Genomic DNA, 14,376 nt, shown 5'->3' on the forward strand with positions numbered 1-14,376 from the left:
TTGAGGTGACGCCGCATCCGGTGCTGCTCGGTGCGGTGGGTGACATCGTCGAGGACGGAGCTGTCTTCGGGACGCTGCGTCGCGACGACGGTGGTGTCACGCGCCTCGTGACGTCGTTCGCGGAGGCCTTCGTCCGGGGTGCCGGCGTTGACTGGACCCGGGTGTTGCCGGCCGGCGATCGGGTGGAACTGCCGACGTACGCGTTCCAGCACGAGCGGTACTGGCCGAAGGGCATCCTCGCGCTGCCGGTCGGCGGATTCGGCGCCGATCCGGGCTCGCTCGGCCAGGCGGCGATGACGCATCCGATGCTGGGTGCCGCGGTGGAGCTGGCCGGTGGGGCCGGGATCGTCTGCACCGGGCGGTTGTCGCTGCGGGCCCAGCCGTGGCTGGCGGATCACACGGTCGGCGGGACGGTGCTGCTGCCCGGCACCGGCTTCGTCGAGCTCGTGGTGCGCGCCGGGGACCAGGTCGGCTGCGGGCTGCTGGAGGAGCTGACGCTGCAGGCGCCGCTCGTGGTGCCCGCCGACGGCAGCGGGGTGCAGATCCAGGTCGTGCTCGGTGCCGCTGACGGGGACGGGCGCCACGAGGTTCGGGTGTTCTCGCGTACCGGGGCGGAGTGGACCGAGCACGCGAGCGGGGTTCTCGCCCCCGGCGGGCGGGACGCGGTCCCGGAGGCGGATCTGCTGATCTGGCCGCCGCAGGACGCCGCGCCGATCGACATCGCGGACCTGTACGACGTCCGCCTGAGCGACGTGTACGGCCCGGCCTTCCACGGTCTGCGGGCGGCCTGGCGGCGTGGGGACGACATCTTCGCCGAGGTGGCGCTGCCCGGGCCGGTGACGGGGGAGGCCGGCTCGTACGGCCTGCACCCGGTCCTGCTGGACGCCGCGTTGCACGCCGCGGGGCTCGCCGACCACGTCGGCAGCGCCGTCCGGATGCCATTCGCCTGGACGGGTGTGCAGTTGCACGCCACCGGCGCGTCGGTCCTGCGGGCCCGGTTGCGTCTCGACGGCCAGGACGGCCTGACGCTCACGGCGTCGGACACCACCGGAGCCCCGGTCGTGTCGGTCGACTCGCTGATCTACCGCACCGTCACCGTCGACTCGGACGCGCTGTTCGCCGTCGAGTGGGTTCCGGTGGAGGCCGCCGAATTCGTCATCCCGGCGGACTGGGCGTTGCTCGGTGAGGACCTGTTCGGCCTCGGTGTTCGTCCGTACGTTGCTGATGCTGAGCTTCCGGGTGCGGTGCTGGCTTGTCTCGCCGGTGAGAACGCGGCTGTTGACGCGTTGACGCTGGTGCAGCCGTGGCTGGCCGATGAGCGCGTCGAGTCGGTGCCTCTGGTGGTGCTGACCCGCGGTGCCGTAGGTGCGGATCTGGATGCCGCGGCCGCGTGGGGTTTGTTGCGGTCGGCGCAGTCGGAGAACCCGGGCCGGATCGTGCTGGTGGATCTGCCGGCAACCGGTGGCCTCGACCTGGATGTCCTGGCGACGGGTGAGCCGGAGTTGGTGCTGCGCGATGCGGTGGCGTACGGGCGTCGGTTGATCCGTCCGGTGCACGTCGAATTGACGCCGGTGCCGGTCGAGGCCGGTGGGCTGCTGATCACGGGTGGCACGGGGACGCTCGGCGGGATTGTCGCCAAGCATTTCGTGTCGACGGGTCGTGCTGACGATGTGGTGCTGCTGAGCCGTTCCGGTCCGGAAGCCGGCGGTGCCGCGGTCTTGGCCGCCGAGGTGGCGGAGTTGGGTGCGCAGGCCCGGATCATCGCGTGTGACGTTGCTGATCGGGATGCGCTGGCGGCGATCGTGGACGGTACGCCGTTGTTGCGGTCGGTGTTCCATGCGGCCGGGATCATCGACGACGGCGTGATCGCCACGTTGACTCCGGAACGGCTGGCGGCGGTGATGCGGCCGAAGGCTGACGCCGCTTGGCATCTGCACGAGTTGACGCAGGACTTGGCTCTGGATCACTTCGTGATGTTCTCGTCCGCGGCGGCCACGTTCGGTGCGCCGGGGCAGGGCAATTACGTGGCGGCCAACTCGTACCTGGATGCGCTCGCTGCTTATCGGCGTGCCGCGGGGCTGGCGGGCCTGTCGTTGCAGTGGGGTGCGTGGGTTCACGAGGCCGGTATCGGCCGCAACCTTGATGACGTTTCCCTGTCGCGTATTTCCCGGTCGGGGATCGCGGCGCTGGGTGCGGAGGAAGGGCTGGCCGTTCTCGACCGGGCGCTCACCCGCCCCGAGGCCGTGCTCGTGCCCGCCCGCCTCGACCTGGACGCGCTGCGCACCCAGGCCGCTGAGACGAGCGACGTTCCCCCGATCTGGCGCAGCCTCGCAGCCGGCTTCACCACCGGTGGCCGGACCCGCCGGACCGCCGCCGCCGCGACCGGTGGCGGGGACTCCGGGCAGGGCCTGCGTCAGCGGCTCGCCGAGATGACCGGACCCGAACGGGACCGGGTGCTGCTCGACCTGGTCCGCGGGCACGTCGCCGCGGTGCTGGGCCACTCGTCGGCCGAGGCCGTGCTGCCCGAGCAGAGCTTCAAGGATCTCGGCTTCGACTCGCTGACCTCCGTCGAGCTGCGGAACAAGCTGAACGCCGCGACCGGGATGCGGCTGCCCGCCACCCTGGTGTTCGACTACCCGACCCCGCTCGCGCTGGCAGCGTGGCTGCGCGACGAGATCGCCCCCGAGCAGGCGGCCGCCGTGCCGATCCTCGACGAGCTCGACCGGCTCGAAGCCGCGATCCAGCACGAATGGGCACCGGACGCCGACCACGACGAGATCACCGAGCGCCTGCGCCGGCTGCTCGACGTCGTCGCCGCCGCGACCGGGGAGAAGACCCGTATGCAGCGCGAGGCCGAACTCGGCGCCGCCTCCGATGACGAGCTGTTCGCGCTCGTCGAAGACCTCGGATGAGGTCCGCACCACCCGATCGCGTTCACCGATGGACAACACTTCAGGGAGCTGACCATGCCTGAGTCTAATGAGGACAAGCTTCGGGCGTACCTGAAGCGCGCCATCGCCGACGCCCAGGACGCCCGGGCCCGGCTGCACGACGTGGAGGCCCGGGCCACCGAGCCGATCGCCATCATCGGGCTCAGCTGCCGCTTCCCCGGCGGTGCGGGCAGCCCGGAGCAGTTCTGGGACCTGCTGGCCAACGGTGGTGACGCGATCGGGCCGTTCCCGGCCGACCGCGGCTGGGACGTCGCCGAGGTGTCCGGCGGCGACACCTCGTACACCGAGGCCGGCGCGTTCCTGACGGACGCGAGCGAGTTCGACGCCGGGTTCTTCGGGATCAGCCCGCGTGAGGCGCTGGCCATGGACCCCCAGCAGCGGTTGCTGCTCGAGGTGTCGTGGGAGGCCCTCGAACGCTCGGGGATCAACCCGGTGGCGTTGCGGGGCAGCACCACGGGTGTGTTCGCGGGCGGGTTCGCCTCCGGCTACGGCATCGGCGTCTCGCAGGCCGGGCAGACCCCCGGCAGCAACGCGGCCGGGGTCGAGGGGCACCTGATGACCGGCAACGCCACCAGCGTGCTGTCGGGGCGCGTGTCGTACGCCCTGGGACTGGAGGGCCCGGCCGTCACGATCGACACGGCGTGTTCGTCGTCGCTGGTGGCACTGCACCTGGCGGCCCAGGCGCTGCGGTCGGGGGAGTGCTCGCTGGCTCTCGCCGGTGGCGTCACGGTGATGGTCACCCCGAACACGTTCGTCGAGTTCTCCCGCCAGCAGGGCCTGTCGAGCGACGGCCGGTGCCGCGCGTTCTCCTCCGACGCGGACGGGACCGGCTTCTCCGAGGGTGTCGGCATGCTCGTCGTGGAGCGGCTGTCCGACGCCCGCCGGCTCGGGCACCCGGTGCTCGCGGTGGTGCGTGGCTCGGCCGTCAACCAGGACGGCGCCTCGAACGGCCTGACCGCCCCGAACGGGCCGTCACAGCAGCGCGTCATCCGGGCGGCGCTCGCCGGCGCTCGGCTGTCGCCCGCCGACGTGGACGCCGTGGAAGCGCACGGGACCGGCACGACACTGGGTGACCCGATCGAGGCACAGGCGCTGCTGGCTACGTACGGTCAGGATCGTCCGGAGGACCGGCCTCTGTGGCTCGGCTCCGTGAAGTCGAACATCGGCCACACGCAGGCCGCCGCCGGTGTCGCCGGTGTCATCAAGATGGTGCTGGCGCTGCAGAACGAGCAGTTGCCCCCGACTCTGCACGCGGGCGAGGCGTCGCCGCACGTGGACTGGTCGGCGGGTGACGTCCGGCTGCTGAACGAGCCCGTGGCGTGGCCGGTCTCCGAGCGTCCGCGCCGGGCCGGTGTGTCGTCGTTCGGGATCAGCGGCACCAACGCGCACATCATCGTGGAAGAAGCTCCCACCCCCGAGGCGGCAAACGTCGAGGAGACCCCCGCGCCCGTGGTTTCCGGCGTCGGCGGGTGGGTCGTCTCGGGCCGCTCGCCGCAGGGGCTCGCCGCGCAGGCGCGCCGGCTGCGCGACTGGGTCACCTCGCGCCCCGGCCTGGACCCCGCGGATGTGGCCCGGTCACTGGCGACGACCCGGCCGGCGTTCGAGAACCGGGCGGTTGTGCTCGGCGTCGATCCGCTGTCCGGCCTGGAGAGCCTGGCCGCCGGAGTTTCCTCCAGCACCGTCGTCTCCGGGGTGACGCAACCGGGCGCGCGGGTCGCGCTGATGTTCGCGGGCCAGGGTTCCCAGTGGACCGGCATGGGTCGCGCGCTGTACGAGAGCAGCCCCGTGTTCGCCGCGGAATTCGACCGGGTCTGCGAGCTGCTCGACGTCCCCGTCCGTGATCTCGTGCTGGGCGCCGACGAGACCCCGATGGATCAGACCCCGATGGATCAGACGCTGTACGCCCAGACCGGCCTGTTCGCCTTCGAGGTCGCCCTCGCCGCCGTGGTGAAGGCCGCCGGGGTGAACGCCGACGCCGTCGTGGGGCATTCGGTGGGCGAGATCGCCGCCGCGTACGTCGCGGGTGTCCTCAGCCTTCCCGACGCCTGCCGGCTGGTGTCAGCCCGGGCCCGGCTGATGCAGGCGCTGCCCGCGGGCGGCGCGATGGCGGCGATCAACGCTCCCGAGGCCGACGTGATCCCCACGCTGGCCGGTGCGTCGATCGCCGCGGTCAACGGCCCGGATTCCGTGGTGGTCTCCGGTGACCTCGCCGCCGTCGAGTCGGTGATGCGCCATTGGAAAGAACAGGGCCGACGGGTACGCGCACTGCGTGTGAGCCACCCGTTCCACTCACCCGCCATGGACCCCGCCCTCGCCGAGCTGGCCGAGGTCGCGGCCGGGCTGGACCACCAGCGCCCCCAGCTGTTGTGGGCCGGTGCCCTGACCGGTGAACTGATCAGCGAGTGCGACGGCGGATACTGGCCGGCGCAGACCCGGCAAGCGGTGCGTTTCGCGGACACCCTCAGAGCGCTGGCCGCCGAGGGCGTGTCGGTGTTCCTGGAGATCGGCCCGGACGGTTCCCTGTCCTCGCTCGGTCCCGAAGCCGTCGCTGACGCGGTGTTCGTGCCGCTGCAGCGCCGCACCGAACCGGACGGCGGCCTCGCCGGCGGGCTGGCGGCCGCTTTCGTGAACGGCGTGAGCGTCGACTGGAAGGCCCTGCTGCCCGTGGGTGACCGGATCGACCTGCCGACCTACGCGTTCCAGCACGAGCGGTACTGGCCCGAGGGTGGTCTCCCGCTCGCACCCGTCACGGAATCCGCGGCGGACAGGGAATTCTGGGCCGCTGTCGAGGACGGCACCCTGGACCTCGGCGACGAGCAGCAGCTCGGCGACCTGCTCCCGGCACTGGTGTCCTGGCGGCGCCGGGCGCAGGACCGCTCGATGACCGCGAACTGGCGGTACCGGGCCGGCTGGGCCCGGCTTGCCGAACCGGGCGACGTCTCGCTGAGCGGCCGCTGGCTGGTCGTGACCGGTTCGGAGACCGGCTCGAGCGGCCCGGACCTGGCGGCGGCTCTGCGTGCCCGGGGTGCCGAGGTGTCTATGGTCGAGCTCGCGACCCTGCCGGAGCAGGGCGAGGTGGCCGGTGTGGTCTCTCTGCTGGCGCTCGACGAGACCCCGATGCCGGACTTCCCCGCGGTGTCGCAGGGTCTGGCCGCGACGCTGGCTCTGGTGCAGGCGGGTATTGACGCGCCGCTGTGGATTGTCACGCGCGGCGCGGTGACCACCGGGTCCGGCGATGTGCTGAGCAGCCCGGTGCAGGCGCAGGCGTGGGGCCTGGGTCGTGTAGTGGCGCTGGAGCATCCGGACCGCTGGGGTGGTCTGATCGATCTGCCGGCCGTTCTCGACGAGCGTGCCGGAGCACGACTGGCGGGCGTGCTTGCCGGGAACGGCGAGGACCAGGTCGCGATCCGCCCGGCCGCTGCCCTCGGTAAGCGGCTGACGCGGTCCCTGCGCCCGGCCGGAGACGCCGCCGGGTGGCACCCGCGCGGCGATGCGCTGATCACCGGTGGTACCGGGGCGATCGGCGGGCACGTAGCCCGCGGGCTCGCCGGTCGCGGGGCGAAGCGGCTCGTGCTGACCAGTCGCTCCGGCCCGGCCGCGACGGATACCGCAGCGCTGGCCGCCGAGCTGGCCGCCGCCGGTGCCCGGGTCGACGTCGTGGCCGGGGACGCCGGTGACCGGGACGATCTCGCCGGGTTGCTCGGGTGGACCGGCCCGGAGCTGACCACCGTGATGCACACCGCGGGCGTCCTCGACGACGGTGTGGTGGAGCGGCTGTCACCCGCGAGGCTGGCGACCGTGCTGCGGGCCAAGGCCACCGGCGCGGCACTGCTCGACGAGCTGACCGCGGACCTCGACCTCGACGCGTTCGTGCTGTTCTCGTCCTCGGCGTCCACGCTCGGCGCCGCGGGCCAGGGCAACTATGCCGCCGCGAACGCCTACCTCGACGCGCTCGCCGAGCACCGGACCGGTCGTGGCCTGCCCGCACTCGCGGTGGCCTGGGGCGCCTGGAACGGCAGCGGCTTCGCCGACTCCAGCGACGTGGTCCGCGCCCGGATGCGCCGGGGTGCGATGCCGGCGATGGACCCGGCGCTCGCCGTCCAGGCCCTCCTCGAAGCGTTGCAGGGCAACGACAGCGCCGTGACCGTGATGGACGTGGACTGGGCGCAGCTCGCCGCCGCACCCGGTGCCGCGGATCTGCGCCGGCTTCCGCTCTTCCGCGACCTGCCCGAGATCCGGGCCCTCCCCGCGACGGCCCCCGCGGCCACCGACGAGAGTGACCTGGCCCGGCGCCTGACCGGGCTCGACCCGGCCGAGCAGGAACGCCTGCTGACCGAGCTGGTCCGCACCGAGGCCGCCGCGGTGCTGGGGCACCCGTCGACGGAGGCGGTCCCCGCCCGCCGGGCGTTCAAGGACCTCGGCTTCGACTCGCTGACCGCGGTGGAGCTGCGCAACCGGCTCAACGCCGTCACCTCGCTGCGGCTGCCGGCCACCCTGGTGTTCGACTACCCGACGCCGATCGTGCTGGCCCGCCACCTGCGGGGCGAGGTGACCGGCCAGGACACCGGCCCGGTCGCGGTGACCGGGGCCGCCGGGTCGGACGAGCCGCTGGCCATCGTGGGCATGAGCTGCCGTTTCCCGGGTGGCGTCGCGACCCCCGAGCAGTTCTGGCAGTTGCTGGTGTCGGGTCAGGACGCGATCGACGGGTTCCCGACGGACCGTGGCTGGGACATCGAGAGCATCTACGACCCGGACCGTGAGAGTGACGGTACGTCGTACGTCGCACAGGGCGGTTTCCTCTCCGGCGTCGCCGACTTCGACCCGGGATTCTTCGGCATCAGCCCGCGTGAGGCGCTCGCGATGGACCCGCAGCAGCGGTTGCTGCTGGAGGTCTCGTGGGAGGCACTCGAACGGGCCGGGATCGACCCCGCCGCGCTGCAGGGCAGCCCGACGGGCGTGTTCGCCGGTGGATTCGCCTCCGGGTACGGATTCGGGGTCGCCCTCTCCGGGCAGATCGCCGGCAGCAACGCCGCCGGGGTCGAGGGCCATCTGCTGACCGGCAACGCCACGAGCGTGCTGTCGGGCCGCGTGTCGTACGCCCTGGGTCTGGAAGGCCCCGCGGTCACCGTGGACACGGCGTGTTCGTCGTCGCTGGTGGCGCTGCACCTGGCCGCTCAGGCGCTGCGGTCGGGGGAATGCTCCCTCGCACTGGCCGGTGGTGTGACCGTCATGGCCACGCCGGGAACGTTTGTTGACTTCTCCCGGCAGCAAGGGCTGTCGGTGGACGGCCGCTGCCGGGCATTCTCGGCCGACGCGGACGGCACCGGCTGGGCCGAGGGTGCCGGCATGCTCGTCGTCGAGCGGCTGTCCGAAGCCCGCCGCCTCGGACATCCGGTGCTCGCGGTCGTACGCGGCTCGGCGGTCAACCAGGACGGTGCCTCGAACGGGCTGACCGCCCCGAACGGCCCCTCGCAGCAGCGCGTGATCCGGTCGGCGCTGGCCGGCGCGCACCTGACGACGGCTGACGTCGACGTGGTGGAGGCGCACGGGACCGGCACGACGCTCGGGGACCCGATCGAGGCCCAGGCGCTGCTGGCGACGTACGGTCAGAATCGTCCGGAAGACCAGCCGTTGTGGCTGGGTTCGGTGAAGTCGAACATCGGGCACACACAGGCCGCCGCGGGTGTCGCCGGGCTGATCAAGATGGTGCTGGCGCTGCAGAACGAGCAGCTGCCTCCGACGTTGCACGCGAACGAGCCCTCGCCGCATGTGGACTGGACGGCCGGTGACATCCGGCTGCTCAACGAGCCGGTCCCGTGGGCCGCGAACGGGCGGGTCCGGCGGGCCGGCATCTCGTCGTTCGGCATGAGCGGCACCAACGCCCACGTGATCATCGAAGAGGCACCCGCTGCCGAGGCCCCAATCGTCGAGGCCTCAATCGTCGAGGCCGGGTCGCCCGTGGTTTCCGGTGCCCGGGCCTTGGTGCTGTCGGGCCGGTCCGCCGCCGGTGCCACTGCTCAGGTCGCCGGCCTGCGCGAATGGCTGACGGACCACCCGGAACTGGACCCCGCCGATGTGGCCTGGTCCCTCGTGACTACGCGGTCGGTGTTCGAGCACCGGGCCGTGGTGCTCGACGGGGTCGAGGTCGAGGGTGTCGCTCGTGCGGACGCCCGGACGGTGTTCGTGTTCCCGGGTCAGGGTTCGCAGTGGGTCGGGATGGGTCGCGAGCTTGCTGCGTCTTCTGAGGTGTTTGCGGCGCGTCTTGCTGAGTGTTCGGAGGCTCTTGCACCGTACGGAACTTGGTCGTTGTTTGATGATTCGCTGGACTGGGACAAGGCGGATGTGGTTCAGCCGTTGCTGTGGTCGGTGATGGTGTCTCTCGCGGCGGTGTGGGAGGCGGCTGGTGTCGTACCTGATGCGGTGGTGGGTCATTCGCAGGGTGAAATTGCTGCCGCCACCGTGGCGGGGATGTTGAGCTTGGAGGACGGCGCGAAGGTTGTGGCGCTGCGGTCGCAGTCGTTGCGGGCCTTGGCGGGCGCCGGTGGCATGTTGTCGGTTGCGGCGTCGGCGGAGTCGGTGGAGAAGCGGCTGGATGACCGTCTGTCGCTGGCGGCGGTCAACGGTCCTTCCGCGGTGGTTGTGTCCGGTGAGCCGGCGGCGTTGCTGGAGTTGAAGCAGGAGTTTGACAACGAGGGTGTCCGGGCGCGGATGGTTGCCGTGGACTACGCCTCGCACGGCCCACAGGTCGAGAGCCTGAAGGACGAGATCCTCGCGGCCCTCGACGGCGTGACGCCGCGGGCGGGCCGGGTGCCGATGGCCTCCGCCATGACCGGGGAGATGCTGACCGGCACCGAGCTGGACGCCGCCTACTGGTACGCGAGCCTGCGCAACCCCGTCCGGTTCGACCGCGCCGTACGCCTGCTCGCCGGCTCGGACCACCAGCTGTTCGTGGAGGTGACACCGCACCCGGTGCTGCTCGGCGCGGTCGACGACATCCTCCAGGAGGTGGCCGACGCGGCGGGGCCCGGAGCCGTGGCAGGCGCGGTGTGTGGCACCCTGCGCCGCGACGACGGTGGCGTGACCAGGCTGGTGACGTCGCTGGCCGAAGCTTTCGTGAACGGCGCGGGCGTGGACTGGACCGCCGTGCTGCCGGCCGCGCACCGGGTGGAGCTGCCGACGTACGCGTTCCGCCACGAGCGCTACTGGCCCGAGGGTCTGTTCGCGCTGCCCACCGGGGGAACCGGCGGCGACCCGGTCGCGCTGGGCCTCGGGGCGCTGGAGCACCCGTTGCTGGGTGCGGCGGTCGAGCTGGCCGGTGGCGCCGGGCTGGTGTGCACGGGACGGCTCTCGTTGCGGGCACAGCCGTGGCTGGCGGATCACACCGTCGGCGGGATGGCGTTGCTGCCTGGCACCGCGTTCGTCGAGCTGGCGATCCGTGCCGGGGACCAGGTCGGCTGTGGCGTGGTGGAGGAGCTGACGCTGCAGGCGCCGCTCGTGGTACCCGCGGACGGCAGTGGGGTGCAGGTCCAGGTGGTGCTCGGTGCCGCTGACGGGGACGGGCGTCATGAGGTTCAGGTGTTCTCGCGTACCGGGCCGGAGCAGGCGTGGACCGAGCACGCGAGCGGCGTCGTCGCCCCGGCGGACCGGGACGCCGTCCCGGACCCGGAACTGGCGGTGTGGCCGCCGCAGAACGCCACCCCGATCGACGTCTCCGGCCTGTACGCGGGCCGGCTGAGCGAGGTCTACGGCCCGTCGTTCCACGGTCTGCGCGCGGCCTGGCGGCGCGGGGACGACATCTTCACCGAGGTGGAGCTGCCCGGGGCAGGGGCGGGGTCCTACGGCATCCACCCGGCGCTGCTGGACGCCGCACTGCATGCCGCGACGTTCCTTGACGAGTCCGATGCCGGGCTGACGATGCCGTTCGCCTGGACCGGTGTGCAGCTGTCCGCCGCCGGCGCCTCGGTGCTGCGGGCCCGGCTGCGCCGCGACAGCCGCGACGGCCTGACGCTGTCGGCGGCCGACACCGCGGGAGCCCCGGTGGTGACGGTGGCATCCCTGGTCAGCAGGCCTGTGACAGCCGCACAGGCACCGGCCGCCGACGTGCTGTTCGCCGTCGAGTGGGTTCCGGTGCAGGCCGCCGAGTTCGTGGTGCCGGCGGACTGGGCGTTGCTCGGTGAGGATCTGTTCGGCCTCGGTGTTCGTCCGTACGTCGCGGATGGTGAGCTTCCGGGTGCGGTGCTGGCCTGTATCGCCGGTGAGAACGCTGCTGTTGACGCGTTGACGTTGGTGCAGCCGTGGCTGGCCGACGAGCGCGTCGAGTCGGTGCCCCTGGTGGTGCTGACCCGCGGTGCCGGTGAGTCGGATCTAGCTGCTGCCGCGGCGTGGGGCCTGTTGCGGTCGGCGCAGTCGGAGAACCCGGGCCGGATCGTGCTGGTGGATCTGGCGCCGACCGGTGGCCTCGACCTGGACGTGCTGGCGACGGGTGAGCCTGAGCTGGTGCTGCGGGACTCGGTGGCGTACGGGCGTCGTCTGATCCGCCCGGCACATGTCGAGCCCGCGACCATCGACGGTGAGATCGGTGCACTGCTGATCACCGGTGGCACGGGAACGCTCGGCGGGATCGTGGCCAAGCATTTCGTGACGACCGGTCGCGCCGACGATGTGGTGCTGCTGAGCCGGTCCGGCCCGGAAGCCGGCGGCGCTGGTGTGCTGGCTGCCGAGATCGCAGAGCTGGGCGCGCAGGCCCGGATCATCGCGTGTGACGTTGCCGATCGGGATGCGCTGGCCGCGATCGTCGACGGCACGCCGTCGTTGCGGTCGGTGTTCCATGCGGCTGGGATCATCGACGACGGCGTGATCGCCACGCTGACTCCGGAACGGCTCGCGGCGGTGATGCGGCCGAAGGCTGACGCTGCCTGGCATCTGCACGAGCTGACGCAGGACTTGGCCCTGGATCACTTCGTGATGTTCTCGTCCGCGGCAGCAACCTTCGGCGCTGCTGGGCAGGGCAACTATGTGGCCGCGAACTCGTACCTCGATGCCCTGGCCGCCTATCGACGTGCCGCCGGACTGGCGGGCCTGTCGTTGCAGTGGGGTGCCTGGGTTCACGAGGCCGGTATCGGCCGCAACCTCGACGACGTGTCGTTGTCGCGTATTTCCCGGTCGGGGATCGCGGCGCTGGGCGCCGAGGAGGGCCTGGCCGTCCTCGACCGGGCACTGACACGGCCCGAAGCCGTCCTGATCCCGGCCCGCCTCGACCTGTCCGGGCTGCGCTCGGCGGGAGAGGTGCCACCGCTGCTGCAGGTGCTGGCAGGCCCGCTCACCCGGACCCGCCGCACCGCCGCCGGAACCTCCGGCAGCACCGGCGACACCGGGCAAGCGCTGCGGCAGCGACTCGCCATGATGGCCGGGCCCGAACGGGACCGGTTCCTGCTCGACCTGGTCCGCACCCACGTCGCGGCGGTGCTGGGCCACAGCTCCACCGACACCGTCGAGGCCGCCCGCGCGTTCACCGACCTCGGGTTCGACTCGCTGACCGCGGTCGAGCTGCGGAACCGGCTGCGCGGCGACACCGGGCTGCGGCTGCCCGCCACCTTGATCTTCGACTACCCGACCCCGGCCGCGCTGGCCGGACTGCTCCGCACCGAACTGGGTGGGGAGACGACAGCAGCCGCACCGGATCTGGCCGCACCGGCCACCGGCACCTCGGACGACGACCTCATCGCGATCGTCGGGATGGCCTGCCGGTTCCCCGGCGGCGCCACCAGCCCCGAGGAACTGTGGCATCTGCTCAGCAACGGCACCGACGCGATCGCCACGTTCCCGACCGACCGCGGCTGGGACACGGACGCCATCTACGACCCCGACTCCGAGGAGTTCGGCACCTCGTACACCCGGGCCGGTGGCTTCCTGAGCGACGCCAGCGGATTCGACGCCGGGTTCTTCGGCATCAGCCCGCGTGAGGCCCTCGCCATGGACCCCCAGCAGCGACTCCTGCTCGAGGTGAGCTGGGAGGCCCTCGAGCACGCCGGCATCGACCCCACCAGCCTGCGCAACACGCTCACCGGCGCGTTCATCGGCGGGTACGGCTCCGGGTACGCCGACGTCACGCTCGACAGCACCGCCGAGTTCGACGGCATCGCGACGCACCTGATGACCGGCAACGCGACCAGCGTGCTGTCGGGGCGGGTGTCGTACACGCTCGCGCTGGAGGGCCCGGCCGTCACGATCGACACGGCCTGCTCGTCCTCGCTGGTGGCACTGCATCTCGCCGCCCAGGCACTGCGGTCGGGGGAGTGCTCACTGGCCCTCGCCGGCGGCGCCACGGTGATGGCCAAGCCGGACGGCTTCGTCGGGTTCTCGCAGGCCCGCGGGCTGGCGGTGGACGGGCGTTCCAAGGCGTTCTCGGCCCACGCGGACGGTATGGGCATGGCCGAGGGGGTCGGCATGCTCGCGGTGGAGCGGCTGTCGGACGCCCGGCGTAACGGGCACCAGGTGCTCGCCGTCGTGCGCGGCTCCGCCATCAACCAGGACGGCGCATCCAACGGGATCACCGCCCCGAACGGGCCGTCGCAGCAGCGGGTGATCCGGGCGGCGCTGGCCAGCGGGCAGCTCACATACACCGATGTGGACGCTGTCGAGGCGCACGGGACCGGCACGACGCTCGGGGACCCGATCGAGGCGCAGGCGCTGCTGGCGACGTACGGTCAGGATCGCCCGGAGGGCCGGCCCCTGTGGCTCGGCTCCGTGAAGTCGAACTTCGGGCACACCCAGGCCGCCGCCGGTGTCGCCGGGGTGATGAAAATGGTGCTGGCGCTGCAGAACGAGCAGCTGCCCAAGACCCTGCACGCCGACGAGCCCTCGCCGCACGTGGACTGGTCGGAGGGCGACGTCCGGCTGCTCAGCGAATCCGTGCCGTGGCCGGCGAACGGCCGGGTGCGGCGGGCCGGCATCTCGTCGTTCGGCATCAGCGGCACCAACGCCCACATCATCATCGAGGAACCCCCGGCCGACACCACAGCGACAGCGCAGCACGCCGTCCCGGTGGTGTCGGGTGCCTGCGCGTGGGTCGTGACGGGTCGTTCCGCGGCGGGCCTCGCCGGACAGGCCGGTCGCCTGCGGGAATGGACGACCGCCCGCCCGGAGCTTGACGCCGCCGGTGTCGCCCGGTCCCTCGCGGCGACCCGGTCGGTGTTCGAGCACCGGGCCGTGGTGATCGGCGACGACCGCGACGAGCTGATCCGAGGGCTCGGCAGTCTGGCGACCGGGCAGGCCGTCGCCTCGGTGGTCACCGGAGCGGCACAGCCGGACGCCCGGACCGTGTTCGTGTTCCCCGGTCAGGGTTCGCAGTGGGTCGGGATGGGTCGCGAGCTTGCTGCGTCTTCTGAGGTGTTCGCGGCGCGTCTTGCTGAGTGTTCGGAGGCCC

Annotated in this window: 2 protein-coding genes; both read left to right on the forward strand. The window is 72.2% G+C overall.

Annotation, left to right across the window (positions count from 1 at the left end; all coding sequences use genetic code 11):
- A partial coding sequence (locus tag Ahu01nite_RS51625) for a type I polyketide synthase (protein WP_275411863.1) occupies nucleotides 1-2,912 on the forward strand: 2,912 nt, incomplete at its 5' end.
- 54 nt (nucleotides 2,913-2,966) lie between these two features.
- A partial coding sequence (locus Ahu01nite_RS51630; protein ID WP_275411864.1) for a type I polyketide synthase occupies nucleotides 2,967-14,376 on the forward strand: 11,410 nt, incomplete at its 3' end.

The organism is Winogradskya humida (assembly GCF_016862215.1).
GTDB lineage: Bacteria > Actinomycetota > Actinomycetes > Mycobacteriales > Micromonosporaceae > Actinoplanes > Actinoplanes humidus.